Source organism: Methanoplanus limicola DSM 2279 (assembly GCF_000243255.1).
Taxonomy (GTDB): domain Archaea; phylum Halobacteriota; class Methanomicrobia; order Methanomicrobiales; family Methanomicrobiaceae; genus Methanoplanus; species Methanoplanus limicola.
In genome coordinates this window covers 797,817-820,572 of the sequence record NZ_CM001436.1, presented here as the reverse complement: position 1 = coordinate 820,572, position 22,756 = coordinate 797,817, and the positions used below count along the sequence as shown (strand labels likewise).

Annotated in this window: 19 protein-coding genes; 10 read left to right on the top strand and 9 right to left on the bottom strand. The window is 44.8% G+C overall.

The genetic code is table 11. The features are described from left to right. Positions 1-112: 112 nt before the first annotated feature. On the top strand, positions 113-415 hold the full coding sequence (locus METLIM_RS03955; protein WP_157202225.1) for a hypothetical protein: 303 nt from the start codon (positions 113-115) through the stop codon (positions 413-415). Between the two features lie 55 nt (positions 416-470). On the opposite strand, the gene METLIM_RS03950 is transcribed toward METLIM_RS03955, so the two are convergent. From METLIM_RS03950 to METLIM_RS03925, 6 genes are all read right to left on the bottom strand, one after another. Beyond that, a complete protein-coding gene (locus METLIM_RS03950) occupies positions 471-2,012 on the bottom strand; it encodes an AMP phosphorylase (protein ID WP_004076624.1) in 1,542 nt (513 codons plus the stop codon). Between the two features lie 282 nt (positions 2,013-2,294). After that, positions 2,295-2,468: a CxxC-x17-CxxC domain-containing protein gene (locus tag METLIM_RS03945; protein ID WP_004076623.1), complete on the bottom strand. Its 174-nt coding sequence runs from the start codon at positions 2,466-2,468 to the stop codon at positions 2,295-2,297. Between the two features lie 264 nt (positions 2,469-2,732). Beyond that, positions 2,733-2,906, bottom strand: coding sequence for a CxxC-x17-CxxC domain-containing protein (locus METLIM_RS03940; RefSeq protein ID WP_004076623.1), 174 nt, complete (start codon positions 2,904-2,906; stop codon positions 2,733-2,735). 147 nt (positions 2,907-3,053) lie between these two features. Beyond that, positions 3,054-3,764: a glycosyltransferase gene (locus METLIM_RS03935; RefSeq protein WP_004076622.1), complete on the bottom strand. Its 711-nt coding sequence runs from the start codon at positions 3,762-3,764 to the stop codon at positions 3,054-3,056. Between the two features lie 76 nt (positions 3,765-3,840). After that, a complete protein-coding gene (locus METLIM_RS03930) occupies positions 3,841-5,262 on the bottom strand; it encodes an MFS transporter (protein ID WP_004076621.1) in 1,422 nt (473 codons plus the stop codon). Positions 5,263-5,370: 108 nt separating this feature from the next. Beyond that, positions 5,371-6,684: a protoporphyrinogen/coproporphyrinogen oxidase gene (locus tag METLIM_RS03925; RefSeq protein WP_004076620.1), complete on the bottom strand. Its 1,314-nt coding sequence runs from the start codon at positions 6,682-6,684 to the stop codon at positions 5,371-5,373. 185 nt (positions 6,685-6,869) lie between these two features. Between METLIM_RS03925 and eno the strand changes: the two genes are divergently transcribed. The 5 genes from eno (at position 6,870) to METLIM_RS03900 (ending at position 12,857) form a co-directional block, all read left to right on the top strand. Beyond that, entirely contained in the window at positions 6,870-8,162 is a 1,293-nt protein-coding gene (gene eno, locus METLIM_RS03920) for a phosphopyruvate hydratase (RefSeq protein ID WP_004076619.1), read from the top strand. Between the two features lie 152 nt (positions 8,163-8,314). Next, positions 8,315-8,656, top strand: a complete 342-nt coding sequence (locus METLIM_RS03915) for a hypothetical protein (RefSeq protein ID WP_004076618.1) — start codon at positions 8,315-8,317, stop codon at positions 8,654-8,656. After that, complete coding sequence (locus tag METLIM_RS15390; protein ID WP_004076617.1) at positions 8,649-10,007, top strand: MFS transporter; 1,359 nt, start codon at positions 8,649-8,651, stop codon at positions 10,005-10,007. The genes METLIM_RS03915 and METLIM_RS15390 overlap by 8 nt, the downstream gene beginning before the upstream one ends. A 142-nt stretch (positions 10,008-10,149) precedes the next feature. Beyond that, positions 10,150-10,797: a protein-L-isoaspartate(D-aspartate) O-methyltransferase gene (locus tag METLIM_RS03905; protein ID WP_004076616.1), complete on the top strand. Its 648-nt coding sequence runs from the start codon at positions 10,150-10,152 to the stop codon at positions 10,795-10,797. A 470-nt stretch (positions 10,798-11,267) separates the two neighbouring features. Further along, positions 11,268-12,857, top strand: coding sequence for a DEAD/DEAH box helicase (locus tag METLIM_RS03900; RefSeq protein WP_004076615.1), 1,590 nt, complete (start codon positions 11,268-11,270; stop codon positions 12,855-12,857). Positions 12,858-12,982: 125 nt separating this feature from the next. Here the strand turns inward: METLIM_RS03900 and dinB are convergent, their stop codons facing one another. The 3 genes from dinB to purH all read right to left on the bottom strand — a co-directional run bounded on the left by dinB (position 12,983) and on the right by purH (position 17,494). After that, positions 12,983-14,077, bottom strand: coding sequence for a DNA polymerase IV (dinB, locus tag METLIM_RS03895; RefSeq protein WP_004076614.1), 1,095 nt, complete (start codon positions 14,075-14,077; stop codon positions 12,983-12,985). Between the two features lie 173 nt (positions 14,078-14,250). Next, on the bottom strand, positions 14,251-15,783 hold the full coding sequence (locus METLIM_RS03890; protein ID WP_004076613.1) for a sodium:solute symporter family protein: 1,533 nt from the start codon (positions 15,781-15,783) through the stop codon (positions 14,251-14,253). 223 nt (positions 15,784-16,006) lie between these two features. After that, positions 16,007-17,494, bottom strand: a complete 1,488-nt coding sequence (purH, locus tag METLIM_RS03885) for a bifunctional phosphoribosylaminoimidazolecarboxamide formyltransferase/IMP cyclohydrolase (protein WP_004076612.1) — start codon at positions 17,492-17,494, stop codon at positions 16,007-16,009. A 507-nt stretch (positions 17,495-18,001) separates the two neighbouring features. Here purH and METLIM_RS03880 point away from each other — a divergent pair. From METLIM_RS03880 to METLIM_RS03865, 4 genes are all read left to right on the top strand, one after another. Then, positions 18,002-18,601 (top strand): nucleotide exchange factor GrpE, encoded by a 600-nt coding sequence (locus METLIM_RS03880; RefSeq protein ID WP_245543581.1) that lies wholly within the window; start codon positions 18,002-18,004, stop codon positions 18,599-18,601. Positions 18,602-18,606: 5 nt separating this feature from the next. Continuing rightward, positions 18,607-20,460: a molecular chaperone DnaK gene (gene dnaK / locus METLIM_RS03875; RefSeq protein ID WP_004076610.1), complete on the top strand. Its 1,854-nt coding sequence runs from the start codon at positions 18,607-18,609 to the stop codon at positions 20,458-20,460. Between the two features lie 22 nt (positions 20,461-20,482). Then, positions 20,483-21,622, top strand: coding sequence for a molecular chaperone DnaJ (gene dnaJ, locus METLIM_RS03870; protein WP_004076609.1), 1,140 nt, complete (start codon positions 20,483-20,485; stop codon positions 21,620-21,622). Positions 21,623-21,799: 177 nt separating this feature from the next. Then, positions 21,800-22,753, top strand: a complete 954-nt coding sequence (locus METLIM_RS03865) for a methyltransferase domain-containing protein (protein ID WP_004076608.1) — start codon at positions 21,800-21,802, stop codon at positions 22,751-22,753. The last annotated feature ends 3 nt before the right edge of the window (positions 22,754-22,756 follow it).

The following is a 22,756-nucleotide window of genomic DNA, read 5'->3' as shown; positions in this document are numbered from 1 at the left end:
AGAAATCCGGGATATTTTATGCACTGTAAAATTCTGTGTTAATTCCGGAATATGAATGTATACTCTGTTTTTGAGCCAAATAATTTAATCTTATGATGTTGTGGTGACTGATGTGAAAAAGAATCCGCTTTTAATGTTTATACAGGTCGTTTGCCTGATTTCCATATTCTGTAGTGTTTCGGGCTGTCTTGAAGGGGATGTGGTGCGTGAGGAGAATCCGGATGCCTTTCTTGCAAAGGACGAGGAGGGTTCAGCCGCTGTTCAGGGAAGCGGTGATCCGGGTTATTCTGAGATAAATGATAATTCCGGCAATGACTCACCTGCCGGGACATGCCCTTTTGGAAATCACTGCTCATGCCCGGGTTGTTCACTATGGCTGGATGCAGACAACGACGGATATTGTGACAGAGGTTAATTCCCCTGACAATAATCCGTCTGCTCTTTTAACGGGAGTGTCAGCAGAAAAGATATTATAATTGTCTTGAATTTCTCCAGTAATCCGAAGGAATCCTGTCTATCATCATTCCTTCAACAATCACCGGCATGAGGCGTCTGCCTGTCTCAAGTGCACTCTCAAGCCTCCATGGTCTGTCAGCATAAATTGTAAAGATCGGTTCACCTTTTTTGACATGGTTGCCCTTCTTTTTATGAATATATATACCTGCACCGTGATCATTTGGTGCTCCGGCGGTTCTTGCAATGGTTATGAGCGAACTGTTGTTAAGTTCAACGACATATCCTGATTCCGGCGCATTTATATCATACGAATGGCTTCCCGGGACGATGTCATCTGATTTTACATCCGGATTTCCACCCTGAATCTTAATGATCTCCTTCATCTTCTCAAGTGCCTTTCCTGATTTAAGTATCTCCTCGGCTAACTTTCCTCCTTCACCGTTCTGAGCCTTTCCGGCCATCTCCAGAGCAATTCCGGCAAGTGATGTACTTTTTTGTATGAGAGACCCCGGAATGTTTGCCCCTTCTAGAGCTTTTAAGGCTTCACGTACTTCAAGGTTTACACCTATTGCATGACCTATGGGCGAGTCACCATATGTAAGTGCGCACTCAACTCTCATGCCAAGTCTCTCTCCAAGTTCAATGAATTCTCTTGCAAGTTTTCTGCCTTCTTCAGGATTTCTGACTTTTGCATGCTCTCCAACCGGAATGTCAATAACAACCAGATCAGCGCCTACCGCGTATTTTTTTGCCATAACGCTTGCGAGCATCTGCCCTCTGGCATCTATCTTTAACGGGTATTCATGGGTAATAATTCTGTCATCTGCGGGGGCGATATTTGTAGCTCCGCCCCATACTATAACAGCGCCCGCTTTCTCTGTCATATTTCTGACTTCATCTGCTGAGAATGATACCGGGCAGAGGGCTTCCATGAGATCAGCAGTTCCTCCAGCACCTGTGATAGCTCTGGAACTTGTCTTCGGGATTTTAAGTCCGGCAGCGGCGATGATTGGTACTACAAGAAGAGTGATCTTGTTGCCCGGAACTCCGCCTATTGAATGCTTGTCAACTATCGGATGGGAGCCGAATGAGATCTGTTCTCCGGTTGAGACCATTGCACGTGTCAGATACTCAATCTCATCCATATCAAGCCCGTTGATATATGACCCTGTGATGTATGCGCTTACCTCTCCGGGTGAGAGGACATCATTTACTATATCTTTTACAACTGAGAATGTCTCATCTGAGGTAAATTTCCCTCCGTCCATCTTTTTCTTGATATAATCTATCGATACCGGGCGGTCTGCAACCCTGATCTCAAATGTTTCTCCTTCTTTTGCATCAAGGCGTTTATTTGTGACATAGAATATTCCGACTGTCCCTTCCTGGATAATTGTCTCTGTTGTTGTAACTACGGCCTGTACAGAGGCACCCCTCTCCTGGTTTATTATCTGGATACGGTCACCGTCAAGGACTCCTGTTTTTCTTGCGTCCTCTCTGTTGAGCATAACTCCGCGGTAATCGATATCCATAAGTTTTGCGCTAAGTTTAATCATAATAACACTTCAGTGGAATATTTCTGATTAAGAATGAATAGGATATATTGTTTTGGTTATAATCCCGTATTTTTTGATTTTTCTGAAGAATTGGCCGGGTATTTTTTTGTAACCTAATGCCATAATTTTGGCAGCATGGCCTGCCGGGATCCATTCTTCCTGAATTTGTCAGCGCCGAACCGCACCCGGCTTTAATTTCCGTATTGATTTTACCGTACGGTATGTGCAGTCGTCTTAAAATAAAAAAAGATGGCCGGAAACCGGCCTTTATTTCCCCGGATATTAGTATCTAGGCTTTCTGTGCTTTGGGAAGCAGTCGTTGCAGTATACAGGTCTTCCTTCGGTAGGTACGAATGGTACTTCGCATTCTTTTCCGCAGTCTGAGCATGTTGTCTTGTGCATCTCTCTTGGACCGCCAAAGTTTCTGCGTCCACCGAAATTATCTCTTCCGTTCATATTAGTACTCTTGCAGAATATCTGCAATATATACAATGTTCGCAGAGGCTAATAATATCTGTGGTGAAAATCTTTAATACAGAATGCTGTTATTATAATTTTAAATAATGCTGTTGGTTAAAAATAAATTCTACAATATATTTTGTCGTACGTTGTGGTTGTTTCAGAAATTATAGCTGATTTGGATTTAAATTTATAGATTATGAAATTAACTGATAAAAAAGTAAACTGACCGTAAATCCGGTCAATATTTCTCCCGGATATTTAGTATCTAGGCTTTCTGTGCTTTGGAAAGCAGTCGTTGCAGTATACAGGTCTTCCTTCGGTAGGTACGAATGGTACTTCGCATTCTTTTCCGCAGTCTGAGCATGTTGTCTTGTGCATCTCTCTTGGACCGCCAAAGTTTCTGCGTCCACCGAAATTATCTCTTCCGTTCATTTTAGTACTCTTGCAGACTTGTCTGCCTTACATAGAATGTTGTCAGAGGGTATAATAGGTATGGTTAGTTGCATAAAAAAAGCAAAATTCCGGTAATATCCCTAAAAAATCCTGAAGATTATTTCTGATTTACAGATACATTTATGATTATTTGTATTTCTGCCTTGCATATGTGTATTTGGCTGAATTACCGCCTTTAATCACAATATAGATCCATATGTAGAGTGATTTGAGTGTTCCGAACTGAACATATCTTCTCATAGAAAACCGAACCTTAATTTTAGTGCTCAGCCTGACTTTTCCGATTTTTCTCATTCTCTGTGCGATTTCCAGGTCATCTCCGGCGTCAATGCACTTATATCCACCTATAGAGTGATATGCCTCTGCCCGAAATGCGGTATTACACCCAAGTGTATAATACAGGGTGTGGGTGTAATATCCAAGTCCTGAGAAGACATTGGCGAGAAATAGCGATATTTTATGCTTTATCCCCGGCTCTATCGGAGCTACAGTCCCATACAGCTGAACGGTATCCGGGTTATTTTCAAAGATTGAGATAATAGTTTCAAGCCAGTTTTCAGGGATCAGGCAGTCTGCATCGGTTGTTGCAAGTATTTTGGCCTTTGCAGCCTCTGCACCGTCATTTCTCGCACCGCCAACCCTTTTGCTCTTCTGGATGAACACCCGGTCAGCATATTTTTCGGCAAATTCCCGCGTTCTGTCTGCCGAATCGCCGTCAACAACAATAAGTTCGTATTCCTCTCTTGGAATTGTCTGTTTTGAGAGTGATTCAAGGCAGGCAGTAATATTGCCTTCCTCGTTGTAGGTTGGTATTACAACCGAAATTCTGGGTTCCATCTGTTCTTAATATTTTCTGGTTTTTAGGCAATATAGGTATAGGTCTGTAATATTCCTTAAAAAAAGGATTTCAGGTTTAAGTAATCCTTTTTGTTCTCTGCTTAAAGGCAAGGAGGGTTGCAAGGAGGCAGAATAAAGTTCCGGCTATGAAACAGGCCATGAATCCCTCTATGAATGCCTCAGTTCCGGGATTCACTGAACTGCCCGCTTCTCTGGTAAACAGACTGAATATGGCAGTGAAAGCTGCTGTCCCTATTGCAGTTCCAAGATAGACTGAAGTGCTCATGATGCCCGATGCAATCTCCTTTTTTTCAGCTGGTGCGGATGAGATAATTCCTGATGCACCCGCGCTCATAACCGGGCCGCAGCCCAGTCCGAGAAGGAGAAGTGTTGCTGCAATATAGATTATTGTTGATGTTTCTGAATAAAATGCAGTAAGCAAAAACCCTAATGTGGCCAGAATTCCGGATATGATACAGACAACACGCGCACCATATCTGTCCGCAGCTATTCCGCCGAGCGGGCTGAATATGGTTATTACAACTGACGGTATCAGAAGTGCAAGTCCTGCCATTGCAGGCGACCAGGATCTGATGTACTGAAAATAAAAAGGGAGCATTAAAACCGCGCCTCCAAATGCACCCATAATCAGCATATAGGTTGCGGTTGAGCTGTTGAATGCCGGAATTCTGAAGATATTAATGTCCAGTACAGGGTCCGCAGCAGATTTTTCTCTTCTGTAGAACAGGTAAAAAAGAGCTGCGCATAATGCCAGTGAGATTATCACGGATGGTGACAGGGGGCCTTCTTCTCCTGCCATTCCAAGGGTTATGATCAATATTCCGACTGATATGAGAAATAACAGTGATCCTGCGTAATCGAAATTAACTCTTTGTTTAGGGTTATCACCCGGAATATTCTCTGATTTCGGAATGTATTTCATGGACAGGGCTGCTGCGGCCACTCCGATTGGGATATTTATCAGAAATATCCAGTGCCAGCTCAGATATTCTGTCAGAATTCCGCCTGCCACAGGGCCAAGTGCAAAGGCGAATGATGATGCGGCGACAAGAATTCCGAGTGATTTTCCCCTTCTCTCTTCCGGGATTTCAGCTGCTACGATGCCTATGGCTGTCGGTGCAATCATTGCCGCCCCGATACCCTGAAGAGACCTGAAAATTATAAGCATCTCAATGCCTGTGGAGAGTGCACAGAGGAGTGATGATGCTGTAAATATCGCAATTCCACCGAGATATATCTTTTTTGCACCTCTGTATGAGGCTATTTTCCCGAAGGTTATCATCAGTCCGCTCAGAAAGATGAGATATGCAGTAATTACAAGGGACGCCAGTCCGATTTCCGCTCCGAAATCCTGTGCAATCTGCGGGAGTGAGACGTTTACAATCGCACCGTCAAGCCCGTCCATGAAGACGCCGATGGAGATGACAGCTAAAAGGAGGGTTTCATCTCTGAGATATTTTGCCGGACTGCTATCCATAATTTATATTTGGTCCGGCAGTTAAAAAAAGATATTTCGGTTATGTCCTGCTGATTGTCTGATATTGGTGCCCGGAATGTATTCAGACCCGGTTTAAAGCCGGTCTTTTCAGCTGAGTTCTTTTACGTATTCCAGAACTCTTCTTATGCAGCCGTCCATATTCAGGTACTCAAATTCAGCAAATCTTCCTACAGTGTCGATTCCGGCCGATTCAATATAGTCCCTGACAGTCTTTACATTCTTCTGGTATTCGGTATCATAGACGACATATGCATATTCAAATCTCTCAACGGTTTTATACACTGCATCATCAGGACTTTCCATTATGCCCATTCTGCATAATGTATCTATTGCTCCGTCTGCGATCTCATCATCAGACATCCCTGATACTGCATCGCCTTCATTGAATGTAATTTCAGCAAGGATGGATGAATGACCGTCCGGAGATGCCTCCACAGAATAGTTGGACGGGAATGATATCCTGTTTGCCGGCCCAAGTTCGGTCTGTGGGACATAAAGCCATGAGATATCATTTAAGTCGCCTTTTACACCTATGCCGACACATGCGATAGAGTTGTACTTCAGGTTTTTGCAGGCGTTGATGACTTCCTCAGGGACATCTTCCATGCAGGGCAGAAGTATCTGGGGTGGGAGGGTGGAGATTATTTTGTCACACCTGATCTCTTCATTGCCGTCTCCGATTACAAATATTTCCCCCTCTTTTCGTATGGTTCTGACACAGAATCCGGTCTTAATGTCATCTGTTACAGGTTCTGCTATTGCATGTATGAGCGCCTCAATTCCACCTTTAACCGGGTATGAAAATACTGACTGGTGTGTATAGCCTTCAGTTTCTATGCCTATTGATGCCTTTATGATATCTTCCACCGGAGGGCGCGGGATTCTTCCGTCAACCCAGTGGTGTGACATCTTCTCTGTCGGAAAATTCCATATTTTTTCATTGTAGGGAATCATATACGACTCTGCAATGCCTTTCCCGAATGTGTAGTATACCCATTCCCGGAAATTCTCAGGCTCTTTTAATTCGCCTTTTTCAAGTGATATGAGGTTTTTTACAAATTCGTTTATACAGAAGAAACGGTCATCGGGTGGCAGCTGGTACAGTCCGTTTTCAAAGGGATATTTGACGTAACTGTCCTTATAGAAGATTTTTGTATTGCGGTTTCTGGTTCCCCTGTTCTCCTTTAAGAGATTGCACATGAAATCATAGACTTCAGTATCCCGGCTGAATATGATGTGTGACCCTCCGATGTCAAAGGTAAATCCGTTTTCGGTCTTTGACCGGCACAGCCCGCCAATATCTTTCTCTTTTTCAAGGACTGTTATTTCATGTCCTTTCTCTTTTAAAAGTCTTGCAAGGGCAAGTCCGGTAAGCCCTGCTCCGAGTATTGCAGTCTTCACATTATTCAGGTTGGGTTTTGGTTTACAAATAACCTGTCAACTGCTCATGATCAAATTTCATGTGTGGATCTCCGGCCCGGCTTAGAGGTATCCTGTGCCGGTCAGCTTATTGTATATTTATTGTATAAAAAAGACAAACAGTTATCCGAAAATTTAAGGGGCATCTTGCTACAGGAGAAATAAATATGGATACAAAAATCAGGTCAGTTAAAGCGAGGGAAATCCTGGATTCAAGAGGTAATCCGACAGTTGAGGCAGATGTCACACTTGAGTGCGGTGTGACAGGAAGGGCAGCGTGCCCGTCCGGTGCATCAACCGGGATTCATGAAGCTGTTGAACTTCGTGACGGTGATAAGTCAAGGTACGGCGGAAAAGGTGTAATGAAGGCTGTTTCGGCAGTGAATTCTGATATTTCAGGCGTGGTTTCAGGTATGGATGCAGCTGATCAGGCCGGCCTTGACAGAAATATGAGAGAGGCAGACGGTACTCCCAACAAGGGAAACTTCGGAGCAAATGCCATTCTGACAGTCTCAATGGCAGCCGCAAGGGCTGCGGCTGATGCTGAGGGTGTTTCGTTATGGAAGTATCTGGGGACGGTTGCAGGGTCGGAGAACTATGTTTTGCCTGTCCCGTGCATGAATATCATGAACGGCGGTGCGCATGCCAACTGGCAGGGTGCTGACCTTCAGGAGTTTATGATTGCACCTGTCGGCGCCGGAAGTTTTTCTGAGGCTTTAAGATGGGGTGCAGAGATATACCAGACTCTCAGGGGAATTTTAAAGGAAGAGGGCCACAGCACCGGTGTCGGTGATGAGGGCGGATTTGCCCCGAAAGTTCCTTCAAACGAAGAGCCTTTAAAACTGATCATGAAGGCCATAGAAAAGGCCGGATACAAACCCGGAGTGGAGGTTGGTATTGTCCTTGATCCGGCATCAAGTGAGATCTTTAAGGACGGATTGTATGACTTAAAGAGTGAAGGAAGAAAGCTCACATCCGCAGAGATGGTTGAGTACTATAAAGATCTCTGTGAAAGGTATCCTATTCTCTCAATCGAGGACGGGCTTGCAGAGGATGACTGGGATGGCTGGAAGCTTTTAACTGATGCAGTAGGCGATAAGGTACAGCTTGTCGGGGACGATCTCTTTGTTACAAATGTAGAAAGAATTGAGAGGGGTATTGAGACAGGCGTCTCAAATGCAGTCCTTATCAAGCTGAATCAGATTGGTACTGTTACTGAGACAATTGCTGCTGTACGCCTCGCACAGAAGAACGGATGGGCGGCCATGGTATCCCACAGAAGCGGTGAGACTGTCGATTCATTCATTGCAGATCTCTCAGTTGCGCTCGGCACAGGACAGATTAAGACAGGTGCTCCTGCAAGAGGAGAACGTGTTGAGAAGTACAACCAGCTCTTAAGGATTGAAGAGGAGATGGGCGACTCTGCACGTTATGCCGGCAGGAATGCCTTCATAAGATAAATCTGTGAATAGTCCGGTTACCCGGTAACCTGATTATATTCTGCTTTTTGAAGAGAAATCGTAGTCATATGGATCATGATTACATTGATTGTGGCTATATTGCGGCCATATTAATGTAAAATAATGTAAAATCTTCGAGAGAAAAATCTTTAATGTGCTCAGAAACTGAAGAGGCAGAATCTGAATTTGGAACCATTCTGGTGTCCGAAGTTATATTCTCAAGGGATGATGTGAGGGTTCTCTCCCGGAATGTTGAGTTCTCAGTAAAATGGAATGCTGAATTCGGGATATTTGTCCTTTTCAATGAGGAATTCGGTATACATGTACATGCTCCTGCCTTAAAGGAGGCGATGCTTGACATTAATGACAGTCTCCGTCTCCTTTACGATGATTGTCTTTTAGTTGATGATGATAATTTAAAAGAAGATGCGGTTCTGCTGAAAAAAAAACTTGCTGAACTGTTTGGCTCTAATTCCGGAGTTTTAATTGAATAAAATCCATAATCAGAACCATAATCCGGACCGGAACTGTCAGCATAATCTCAGTGGTAATTCGCCGGGGAATCCGGATAAACAGAGAATTCTTCTGATATTATCGCTGTGTGTATTTATCTCCCTCGCAGGAATCGGCATAGTCGTCCCGCTCTTCAGTGTTTATGCAGACAACCTTGGTGCGTCCGGACTCTGGATCGGCATTGTTTTTGGTGCGTTTGCATTCTCACGGACGGTCTTTATGCCTTACTTTGGATCGCTCTCCGACAGGTGTGACAAGAAGAGGATTATCGGAGCCGGACTTCTGCTCTACGCAGTAATTTCACTTGGCTATATCATTTCCGGCGATGTGCTGGCGCTTGTTGCCGTCAGACTGGTTCACGGCATCTCTTCTGCAATGATTGCCCCGGTTGCTATGGCATACCTTGGAGAGATTGCATCTCCGGGGGAGGAAGCCGGTTTTATGGCGAAATTTCAGGCTGCAATTCTCTTCGGATTCGGTGCAGGGCCTCTCATAGGCGGTTACCTCTATGACCTCTCAGGTTTTAAGGCGGCATTTTACTCCCTGACTCTCCTTTCAGCAGTTGCATTTCTTGTCCTGGTGCTCTTTCTTCCGTCAGAGTTAAAAATCCGGAGTGAAATATCCGGAGATGCTCCCCCGGTGGCCGGCGGTCCAAAATCCGTGGTTAAAAATAGTGATTCTGCCGGAAAATTCAGATTCTCTCTAAAATCCGTGATGTCCCGCATATCGGGGATTTTATCGTCCGAAGCCTTAAGGTTGCTCTTTAAAAATCCCCTATATGCCGGAGTTCTGCTTGTCACTTTTGTGACGGAGTTCGGCATGATTGGCCTTCTGGTATTCATCCCGCTTTATGTTCCGGGAATTGGCCTGTCCCCCGGAGCTGCCGGGCTTATCATCTCGCTGAATGTATTCTCCGCCGGAATACTTCAGATGGTATTTGGCAATATCGCAGACCGCAGGGGCAGAATGTACCTTGTGCCTCTCGGGTGTCTTATCATGGGGGCTGCATTCATTGCTGTCTCCTGCGCAGGAAGTCTCACGGTCCTGCTTCTGCTCGCACTGCTGCATGCGGCGGGCGGACTCTTTGTATATCCTGCCTTAAACGCATATATGGTTGAGGCGGGAAGGATTGCCGGAATGGGTGCTGTGATGGGCATCTATAACTCCGTAAGGGGTGTGGGTGATATGATCGCACCTGTCATCGGCGGAATTATTATTGATATATACGGACTTGGTGTTTATTACCACTTTTCTGGTATTGCGGTCATAATGTCAGCTTTTATCTTCATACTGCTATCCGGAAAAATTGTTTCTTCTGCAAAATCCCGGTGAAGAATATCCAATTGTTCTGTTTATGTTTTCCGGCTGTCTTTATACGGAGAGTTCTGTTAATATCCCATTGAAATCTGACTGAATGCCCGGTCAAAGAATATATACTTTCCTGCTCATTATACTCATTTAAGAGGTGATAATTTTGGATGAGGACTATTACCGCAGACTCCGCATGGATATGGTTGATTATCAGATTCGGCAGAGGGGGGTTGAAGATGAGAATGTCCTTAAGGCAATGGAGAAGGTGCCCCGGCATATCTTCATCCCTGAAGATCTCAGAAGGCATGCCTACAGCGATCAGCCGTTGCCTATCGGGTACGGACAGACGATCTCGCAGCCATATATCGTAGGTGTAATGACTGAACTTCTTGAACCCTGTAAATCTGACCGGGTTTTGGAACTTGGCGCAGGTTCAGGATATCAGTCTGCGGTACTTGCAGAGATTGTTCATGAGGTTATTTCGGTTGAGATTATTCCTGAACTTGCGAAAGCAGCCACAGATAACCTCCGGAAGGCCGGAATATATAATGTTAAGGTTATATGTGCAGACGGAGCTGAGGCTGCACGGGAGTATGGCATGTTTGACTGCATAGTTGTCACTGCCGCATCTCCTCAGATGCCTGACTATCTGTTTGTAAATCTTAAAGAAGGAGGGAGGATGGTTGTCCCTGTGGGTGACTATTACTCCCAGACACTGATGAAAGTCAGAATGATAAACGGGGAGCCTTTTATTTCATCATATGGAGGGGTCCGTTTTGTTCCTCTGACAGGTAAGAAGGGAATGTTATAATTTAATTTTCTGGCTCTTACCCTATTTTATCTGTCAGGAGATTCTGTATTTCCGGGTCACGTTAACACAGATTATCCGGTATTGCCTTAATGGCCGGATATATTGGAGATTATGATTTTTGTGTCTCCTGTGGATATTCTTCTCCGGACAATTAATATGTGTGGCGCATCACGTCTGCATTTTATCTGTTTTTGACACCCTTTTATGCGTGTATGTATTTTCTTTACTTTGTCTGCTTATATCTGATGTAATCCCTGCGGACTATTCTCTATTCTGGATATTGTTATATTTCGTCATATTTCCGTTTGATTTTTATTTTATGGTCATATTTCTGATTTTTGTGCTCTTTCAGATGTCGGAGTATGCATTTTTCGTTATATATCCGGGAGTGGGTGTGCTCCGGCATTTTGTACTTAATAATTGTGTCACACACTAAAAGATAATAAAGCCATAGATCATATAATAATCAAATGTCTTCTTTTTTGAAATTTAACGAACTAGATATTTCAAACGAAATACTTAAAGCTATAGAAGATATGGGTTTTGAAGAACCGACACCCATACAGAATATATCAATACCGCTGATCATGTCCGGAAAGGACATAACCGCCCAGGCACAGACAGGTACAGGGAAAACAGCAGCGTTTGCAATCCCTCTTCTTGAGAAGATAAATACTGATAAATTAGCTGTTCAGGCAATTGTTCTTGCACCTACAAGAGAGCTTACAATCCAGATCGCAGAAGAATTCAACCGCCTGATTAAATATATGGCTGACATCAGAATCCTTCCAATATACGGAGGTCAGCCGATTGAGAGGCAGATATCCGCTATGAGGCGTGGGGTTCAGGTCATCATCGGTACTCCGGGAAGGGTTATTGACCATCTCGGAAGAAAGACACTGTCAATGTCTGAGGTTAACTTTGTTGTTCTTGACGAGGCTGACCAGATGCTTGATATGGGATTTAGGGAAGACCTCGAGGAAATCCTGGGTTATGCACCTAAAGAGCGCCAGACTGTTCTTTTTTCAGCAACAATGCCTGCCCCGATTCTCCGGATTTCAAAATCATTCCAGCACAATCCGGAATTTGTAAGCATTACTCCAAAGACGCTTACAGTACCTTCAATTGAACAGTTCTATATTGAGGTACGGGAGAGCGAGAAGGCTGATCTTCTCTGCCGGTTCATTGATATAAAAGGTCCGGGACAGTCAATTGTATTCTGCAACACCAAAAAGAGAGTAGATGAACTTTCATCAATTATGCGTTCACGCGGTTATTTTGCGGAAGGACTTCACGGTGATCTCAAACAGCAGCAGAGAGATCGCGTCATGGGTAAGTTCAGGAACGGAACTATTGATATCCTTATCGCAACCGATGTTGCGGCAAGAGGTATTGATGTTGAAGATATTGAGACCGTTTACAATTATGATGTCCCTCAGGATACTGAGTACTATGTGCACAGAATCGGAAGGACAGGGCGTGCAGGAAAATCCGGCGCTTCATACACATTTGTAGGCCCAAGGGAATACGGCAAATTAAAGATGCTCAAGAGGATCTCACAGTCCGGACTTAAGAGGATCCAGAAACCTGGCTTAAAAGATGTCGAAAACAGCCGTGTTGAGAGATATATCGAGAATGTAAAGGATGTAATGTCTGAGGAGGATTCCGGATGCTACCTCACCGTCATCGAGCGCTTCCTGGAAGAGAATGACTGTGACGCCTCAGATGTTGCCGCTGCAATGCTCAAAATCTATATGGGTTCACATAAAATTCAGAGTGACGAGGAGAGCTATGAAGAGACCGGCGGAGAGTCCGGCATGGTCAGGTTCTTTATCAGCATCGGAAAGAACAAGAGGATTAAGCCGGGCGACATAGTCGGTGCAATAGCTGGTGAGACCGGAATTCCGGGCAATTCAATAGGTGCTATTGACATTTATGAGAATTTCTCATTTGTTGACATCCCGCTTAAATTTGCAAAAGAGGTTCACAATATAATGGGCGGTCGCACGATAAAGGGCTGTGATATCAAATTTGAACCCGCAAAAAAAGCTGAATACTAATCTATTCTCTATATTTTTTTACCCGGAAAAATGTATATTCCGCAGCAAAATACCCAATAGCGGATGTCCCCGGATTAGGGTATTACATTAATTCTGCATTACTCCGAATATCTGACTCTCCTTAGCTACCTGAGTGATATATATTCGTCAAGACTTGTCTGATGAGAATTTCCGCCTTCAAATCCTGATATGGTAATTCCGAATGACCTGACCGGCTTGTTTTCGTATAAATCTGTAAATATTTCCTTTGCGTTATTCATAATTTCTGAGAGGCTGTCTGTATGGTGACTAAGGGATTTTGATTTTGCCCTGTCAATAAATCCTGAATACCTGATTTTAACCGTCACAGTACGGCACCTGTAACCCCTTTCAGACATTCTTCTGTGAATATCCCTGCATATCCAGTCAAGGCTCTTCATAATTACATCTGTATCAGATACATCTTCTTCATAGGTCGTCTGCCTGCCTATTGATTTTCTGCCCTCCCTCTCTCTGACTTCACGGTTGTCGGTTCCTCTTGCCATCCGGTACATCGCCTCACCATGCCTGCCGAATGCAGATATGAGGCTCTGAATGTCACATTTTCTAAGGTCGGCAATTGTAATTATGCCGTTTCTCTCAAGTTTTGCAGCAGATTTTCTGCCTATGCCGGGTATTTTCACGGCCGGCAGGGGTGCAAGGAAATCCATTACATCTTCCGGTTTTACAATGGTAAGCCCGTCCGGTTTCCGGTAATCGGAGGCTATCTTTGCTATGACCATTGAAGGACCGATTCCGACCGAGCATGTGATCCTCTCTTCCTGCTTTATTTTATTTTTAATTCTGTATCCCGTATCCTCAGCAGCCCCGTAGTCAGCAAGGTGGCTCATGTCAAGATAGGCCTCATCAACGCTCACCTGCTGGAATTTTTCAGAGTACTGCCTCAGGATTTCCATGACATTTTCAGAAACTTTCCTGTAAAGGGGCATATTTACCGGGAGAAATATGCATTCCGGACATATCCGGTAGGCGGTGGATACCGGCATGGCAGATCGTATGCCAAATTCCCTTGCTTCGTATGAGCATGTGCTTACAACCCCTCTTCCGTGCCCCTCTTTTGGATCAGCGCCGATTACAACCGGTTTTTTGGCAAGTTCCGGTCGGTCCCTCATCTCCACTGAAGCGTAGAAACTGTCCATGTCTATATGAAATATTATTCTTCTCTCTTCATCTTCATTCATAGAAAACGGGGTTTCTCCTGTAATCACATTTTCTGTATCTGAGAATATTTATCTGCCGGATCTTTAAGAATTGTCAGTTTATAGGCATGCAGAAACGTAGATTACTTCTGCAACGGTAGATATGCAAAAAAGTTTAAATTTGTATGGTATTGTTATTATCATTATTATTAATATTATTGTTGTTTGAGTTCTTTTGGCTGGATGTATGGTCCTGTAAATGTCAGGTCTAAAACTTCCTCTGAGTTTTTCGGTGTGAGCAGGCTTACAATAATCATTGCAATGGCGGCACATACAAGTGAATACATCGAGAAGTGCATCGGCAGTTTGTCAATGAACTGGTGATAGTACCCAAATACTCCTGAAGCTATAAGTCCGGTTAACATAGCTGCAATTGCACCGTATGAGTTTGCCCTTCTCCAGTATAGTCCGGCAATAAACGGAACTGCAAATGTTGAGAGCATAACTCCTATACCCATCCATATGAGGAATGCGAGCATTTCGGGCGGGTTTAACGCCAGGACAAGGGATACTGCTGCGGATATGAATACGCAGATCTGGCTCAATCTCAGGATCTGCCTGTCTGTTGCCTCAGGTTTTAAGAGATTTTTGTATATGTCCCATGAAAACATTGTCCCTATTGTAAGCATAAGCCTGTCAGTCGTTGACATAACTGCTGACAGGACAATAACTGCAAAGAGCGCCCATACAAATACATTTGGTGCGGCATATTCAACACCATACATAAATGCAAAGTCCTGTGCATTGACTGCATCCGGAAGAACAAGTTTCCCTTCTTCAACGAGCACCCGAACGGCAAATCCTGTAAATTTTACAAGGAACATTACAACCATGTAAAGTCCGAATGCGATCAGGGGTGACCATTTGAAGAATTTATCGTCCTTTGCCGCAAGCACATTATTCACGACATGCGGTGCGCAGGCAAGCCCGACTGTGAGCAGCACTACAAAGGATACCAGAAATTCCGGGGTGCAGTAGGCATAAGCTGAATATGCAGACGGGTAATAGGGCTGCACCATGTTGGGATCGATGGATGAGAGGACTTCATTTATGTGCTCAAGTCCGCCGGCAGATATGATCACAAGCGGTGCCATGATGAAAACACCGGCGATAAGAATTCCTCCCTGTATAAGGGTTGTCCATGAAACTGCATACATTCCGCCTATGACTGTGTACACCGTAATTATGACGGCGGCAATGATCAGGGCAATCCTGTGATCAATGTCAAAGAGCCAGACAAGAACGATGCTTATGGCGGTGTACTGCCCGACAAGGTAGATTAAGGATACGACAATGCCTGCAATGGCTGAGATCCCCCTCACCATTTTGGGGCTTTCAAACCTGTGGGCAAAATAGTCTTCTACTGTCATATATCCAGCTTTTTTACCGATATAATGTAGTTTTACCCCGAAGACAATTATTGCGAATGACGCTGCAAGTGGTACGGCAAGCTGCTCCCATATACCCGGCCATCCGGATGCATAACCAAAACCGCTGACCCCTACAAGTGTCATTCCACTGCACACCGAAGCGACCATTAATATTGTAAATACCCAGAATCCGAGCGATCTTCCGGCAAGGACATAATCCTCGGTATTATGAACTTTCCTTGATGCCCATCCGCCTATAAGGATGAGGCCAAGTGCATAAATGGCAATAATTCCGATAGTCAGAAAATCTCCGTTCAAATATCTGCCCCCTTAAAGGTAAGGCCCCATAATAAAAGGGCAAGCAATATCAATGCCGTGGCACCTGATACTGCAAAGAAGGTTGTATCGGGCAATCCGAATAACATAAATCAAAACTCCATGCTATTATGTAGCATGCTATCATATAACACGATCGTTTAAATCCTGAGTTATCATCAGGGGATTGAAGGTAAAAAATAGATATTTGATTAACAGGCTTTGATTAATGCCTGAAATATCTGATGCCTGTAAAGATCATTGCGATATTGAGCCTGTTGGCAGCGTCAATGACTTCCTGGTCACGGATCGAACCTCCGGGCTGGATGAGTGCCGTTGCACCTGCCTTTGCAGCGGTTTCAAGTGTGTCTGCAAACGGAAGGAAGGCATCAGATGCAACGACAGAACCCTTAAGCGGGAAGTTTGATTTACTAATTGCAATTTCTGCTGAATTGACGCGGTTCATCTGTCCGGCGCCTATGCCGAGTGCGGAATTTTTATTAGCAAATATGATTGCATTGCTCTTTGTATGCTTGCAGATCTTCATTGCAAATTTCATTGCGTCAATCTCGTCAGGTGTCGGGTCACGTTCCGAAACAACCTCCCAGTTCTCCTGAACAACCTTTGGAGTTCTCTGGAGCAGTGCGCCGCCGTCAATTGTCCTTAATTCATCTTTTTCGTTCTCTTCCGGAAGAATGAGTACGCGCATATTCTCCTTTCTCTTCATAATTCCAAGAGCTTCTTTTGTATAGGACGGTGCAATGACAACTTCAATGAAGGTGGATGCAAGTTCTTCTGCTAAATCTGCACCGACTTCACGGTTGAGAGCGACAATTCCGCCATATGCAGAGACCGGATCGACGTCCCTTGCCTGAAGATATGCCTTAAGGAGTGAATCTCCGGTGGCGACACCGCATGGGTTGTTGTGCTTTACAATCACTGCTGCTGTCTCATCAAATTCCCTTAATAGTCCGGTTGCCGCATCAGTGTCAAGGTAGTTGTTGTATGACATGGCTTTACCCTGAAGCGGGACCTGTCCTGCAATTCCGGTCTCTCCGAAGACTGCGGCGCTCTGGTGAGGGTTTTCACCATACCGGAGTTCTCTTCCGTTTCTGAACTGAACTGTGTATGATGTCGGCACTGCCCTGCCCTCTGAATTGAGGTAATTGCTTATCGCACCGTCATATGCTGCCATTCTTGTGAATACCTTTGCTGCGAGGTATTTCCGGTCATCATATGTAAGCCCCTCTTTTCCTAAGGACTCGATTACTTTGTCGTAGTCTGCCGGTTCGATGACGACTGCAACATCTCTGAAATTCTTTGCAGCCGCTCTTATCATTGCCGGTCCGCCGATGTCTATGTATTCTATGAGTTCATCAAGCGGGAGGTCCCTGCCTGACATCTCCTCAAACGGGTAGAGGTTTACTGCAAGGATGTCGATTGGGCCTATTCCGTTTTCCGCCATCACTGCATCGTCTTTTCCTCTTCTTCCAAGAAGCCCGCCGTGAATCTTTGGATGAAGTGTCTTTACCCTGCCGTCCATCATCTCCGGAGCACCGGTATATTCGGAGACTTCGGTTACATCAAGCCCTGCTTCCTTTAGTATTTTGGCCGTTCCGCCTGAACTGAGTATTTTATATCCGTTATCATTAAGTGCCTGTGCAAGAGGGATAATTCCGGTCTTGTCCCAGACAGAAAGAAGTGCGTATTTCATACCATATTATTTAATTTTGGAATCTAAAAAGCTGTGCGAAAAAACAGATTTTCTTCATCCGGGGTGACAGACGGGTCGCAGGTATTAGTGTAACACCCTGTACTGATGCCGGTGATTTCCGGTCTTTTCATATTGCACTGCATAGTAACAAGCAAACTTTCCGGACCATTCCGGAAGATCCTGCATTATACTATTATACCTGATATTCTGTATGTTTTACAGCGTAGAGAAGAGTATTTTTGATTCTGGCTGGGTGCGCTTTTAAATTCTGAACCCGGAGGAAGATTTTTGCGGCTAAAAAATAATCCAGATGCGTTCTTTGAGGCTAAATCTCAGAGTATATTTCCATATTTGTCAGGAAATATTTTTAATTTTCTCCTTAACCTCTCATCTCCAAAAAAGATATGCTTATATAGAACTGCTAACAGGCAATCAGAAATCATTATATAGAACTACAATCCATCTATTATGGTATTACGAGTATAATCAGGACTCTTTGGAGAATGGATGATGAAAAAGGATAATTCGGAAGAAAAAATTCCAGAGGAAGATCTCAGGCAAAATCCGGATACAGGTCCCTGCGAAGGACCTGATATTTTGGGGGGGAAATCTTCGGAAGACGGCAAAGACGCTTCTGCTGATGCAGACGAATGCAGAGAGGTTTCTGCTGAGGAAAAACTTATTGCAGAGAATGCGGAGTTAAAAGATAAATATCTCAGACTTGCAGCAGATTTTGAAAATTATAAAAAGAGAAGTTCAAAAGAGATCTCTGACCGTTCAAAGCGTGCAGTTGAGAGTTTTGCTGTTGATATCCTTGAAGTTTCAGACAACATCGACCGCGCCTTAAAGTCAGACGATGACAGTAAATTGAGGGAAGGTCTTGAGCAGATCCAAAAAATTCTTGAAAAAGTCCTGAAGTCCCACTCCATAACGCCTATGGAGTCTGTGAACAAAAAATTTGACCCGAACATACATGAGGCAATCGCCTATGTTCCGTCGGGAAATGAAGAAGGTACAGTCATTGATGAAATTATCTGCGGCTACTGCATGGATGACAAGGTCATCCGATGCGCAAAGGTTGCCGTATCAAAAGGTAAGGAGGAATAAGAATCATGGTATCAAATAAAGTAATAGGCATTGATCTTGGAACAACCAACTCCTGCATGTCCGTCATGGAGGGTGGAAAACCGGTTGTAATTTCAAACACGGAAGGAACAAGGACAACACCGTCTGTTGTAGCATTCTCCAAAGACGGAGAGAGGCTTGTAGGCAGTCTTGCAAAACGCCAGGCTGTGACAAACCCTGACAAGACCATCAGCTCAATTAAGCGTGATATGGGCACTGACAGAAAAGTCAGAATTGACGACAAGGAGTATACCCCTCAGGAGATCTCTGCAATGATCCTCCAGAAGCTCAAGGTGGATGCCGAGGCATATCTTGGTGAAGAGGTAAAAAAAGCTGTAATTACAGTTCCGGCATACTTTAATGATGCGCAGAGAAACGCGACAAAGGATGCAGGTAAGATCGCCGGACTTGAAGTTCTCCGCATCATCAATGAGCCTACAGCCAGTGCACTTGCGTATGGCATTGACAAGGAGAATGACGCAACAATTCTCGTATATGATCTTGGCGGCGGAACATTTGATGTCTCAATCCTGACACTTGGAGATGGTGTATTTGAGGTCCAGTCAACAGCAGGAGACAACCATCTCGGCGGAGATGACCTTGATCAGAGGGTCGTTGAGTACATTGTCGGGGAGTTTAAGAAGAAGGAAGGCATTGACCTCACCAAAGACAAGATGGCAATGCAGCGCATCCGTGACGCAGCGGAGAATGCAAAGAAGGAACTCTCCTCAACCCAGAAGACAAACATTAATCTTCCATATATCACAACCGATTCTTCAGGGCCGAAATTCCTTGACATGGATCTGACACGTTCAAAGTTTGAACAGCTCATAGGTGATCTTGTTGACCGGACAATCGGGCCGGTTAAGCAGGCACTCAAGGATGCAGGGCTTAATGCTGATGATATCGACCATGTCCTCCTTGTCGGAGGTTCAACCCGCGTGCCGCTCGTTCAGGAGAGAATTAAAAACCTTCTTGGAAAAGAGCCGGATAAGGGCATAAACCCTGACGAATGTGTCGCAGTCGGTGCATCCATTCAGGGCGGTGTGCTTACAGGGGAGGCAAAGGATATTGTCCTTCTTGACGTAACTCCGCTTACACTCTCCATTGAGACAATGGGCGGCATTGCAACAAAGCTCATTGAGAGAAACACCACAATCCCGACAAAGAAGAGTCAGATCTTCACAACCGCAGCTGACAATCAGACAAGTGTAGAGATTCACGTTGTCCAGGGTGAGCGTGCCCTTGCGGCGGACAACTTCACACTCGGAAAATTCCAGCTTACAGGAATTCCTCCTGCGCCACGCGGCATTCCTCAGATTGAGGTTACGTTTGATATTGATGCAAACGGTATAATCAATGTCTCTGCAAAGGACTTAGGCACAGGCAACAGTCAGGCCATAACAATCTCCGGTGATAAAAAACTCTCAGATGATGAGATTGAAGATATGGTTCAGAAAGCCAGGGACTTTGAGGAAGAGGACAGGAAGAAGCGTGAGGAGATTGAGGTTCGCAATGCCGCTGACAATGGTGTCTTTGCAGCTGAAAAGCTCTTAAAGGAGAGTGAAGATAAGCTCGATGCCGAAGATAAAGAAAAGATTGAGACCTCTGTTGAAAAGCTGAAGAAGAGCATTGAAGAGGACGACATTGAGGTGATCAAGAAGGACACCGGAGAACTTACTGAGGCTGTCTTTGCAGCATCAACAAAGTTATATCAGAAAGCAGCAGCTGAAGCAGAAGCGGAAAAAGGGCAGGAAGACGCTTACGGTGCAGAGGCCGGGGACGACACCGTCTTTGATGCCGATTATGAAGTAAAGAATGATTCAGAGAAGAAGGAATAATTCTTCAATGGCGGTATGAATCATGGGTGCGAAAAATTATTATGATGTCTTAAACATCCCAAAGAATGCGACCGAACAGGAGATTAAGAAAGCCTACCGCACCCTGACAAAGAAGTACCACCCGGATGTCTGTAAGGATGAGGGCGCTGAGGAGAAATTTAAGGAGATTAATGAAGCCTACAGCGTTCTCTCCGATTCCCAGAAGAGGGCTCAGTATGACCATATGGGCCATGATACCTTTACAAGTGCCTCAAAAGGGCAGTACTCTGGTGGAGGATTCGGAGGCGGCGGTTTTACAGCCGATTTCGGTGGCTTTGGAGATATATTTGATGCCTTCTTTGGAGGCGGGCCACGGCGTGGGCCGAGAGGCCCTCAGCCAGGTGCTGATCTCCTGATGAGGATACAGATCTCTCTGAAGGATGCTGTTCTTGGTTCTTCAAGAGATGCCGATGTCATGCATACCGAACCCTGTCCTGAATGTGACGGTACGGGCAGTAAAACCAAAAAAACAAGAGTATGTCCACGCTGTGGCGGAAGCGGTCAGGAAAAGCGTGAAAACAGGACTCCGTTTGGGAACTTTGTATCCATGGTCACCTGTTCAATGTGCAGCGGACGCGGCAAAATCCCTGAAGAGGTCTGCAAGTCCTGTAATGGATCGGGACATACAAGGGTAAAACGCACAATAACCGTAAATATCCCTGCCGGTGTTGAGAGCGGCATGCGCCTTCGGATGGAGGGATATGGTGAGGCAGGAGATCCGGGTGCACCCAACGGCGATCTCTTCATTGAAGTTGAGGTTCTTCCGGACAAAAATTTCAGAAGAATCGGGGATAACCTTGAAACTTCAGTTGAGATCTCCGCTGCACGTGCTGCGGTAGGATCTAAAGTTGATATAAAGACTATAGATGATCGTGATGTCGAGCTTAAGATTCCGGCGGGTGTGCAGCACGGAATTGCACTTAAGATACCCGGAGAGGGTGTAAGAAGGCGCGGAAGGCCCGGCGATCTGCTTGCCAGGATAAAAATTGTCATTCCAAAGCATCTTACTGAGGAGGAGAAGGAGCTTTACAACCGTATTGTTGAGCTTGAGAGCAATAAAAAGGATAAAAAGCATGGCTTCTTCTCTGATGTGATGGGAAAAGTGAAGGATTCAATGAAATAAGTCCGGCAGTGCCTGAAAATAATCCCGGAAATATCCGGGATATCCGCTTATATTTATCTTAAATCAGGTGATATTTTTTTATCAAATCTGAATTCTTTTTTTTGGTCCGGTGGAATGGTCCTTCCCGCATTAATGCCAACTGTTAATCTCTTATCTATACAAATATTCGGAGGAAATATGCGTCTGATCTTTGAACTTTCCGGTGAGCACCCGGAGATACCCTTTGCTGAGATTGAATCTGTAGGCATTATAACTGACCGTGAGGTGCAGGTGGCGGTTGCAGAATGCGTCAATCCTGCTGATGCCGGGCGTCTTGCAATGACTCATAACGTGATGGAATACCTCGGCGAATGCCATGCTGATGCCGGTTCTTTTGGAGACCTGCTGGATTCACTAAGCCTGTCATCAGAAGGTTCCTTTGCGGGACGGGTGAAGAAGATTGCAGGAACTTTTGTTTCTGAGTCCCAGCTGACTCTTGAAAAGATAATCGGTTCTAAGATAAACGGGCCTGTATCTCTGAATAATCCTGAGTATGAATATCGTGCGGTTTTTTCAGGGGAGCGGTGTTTTTTCGGGAAGGTCATATGCAGGATTGACAGGGGCGGTTTTTCATGCAGGAATCCTATGAGGAGGCCGTTCTTCCATCCCGGAGTTATGATGCCTCTCTTTGCACGTACAATGGTCAATCTCTCGCTTGCAATGCCGTATGATCATTTTTATGACCCCTTCTGCGGCACAGGCGGGATAATGCTTGAGGCAAAACTTCTTGGATGCAGGATATTCGGCGGGGATATGGACCCTCTCATGCTTGGAGGCTGCCGCCAGAATCTGCCTGATGCAGAACTTTTCAGGACTGATGCGTCATCAATGCCCTTTGGTGATGAAACTTTTGATGCTGTGGCAACTGATCTGCCGTACGGCCAGTCGGTATGCATAATGGGGGGATCACTTGATAAATTATATGACAGTTCACTATCAGAGATCAGAAGGATACTTAAACCGAAGAGGCGTGCGGTTGTTGTCACACATAATGATGTGAGGGGAGTGGCAGAGGAGTATTTTACAGTAAAGGACTATTTTGAACAGAGGGTTCATAAGAGTCTGACAAGAAGGGTTATGGTGCTTGAATAAAAT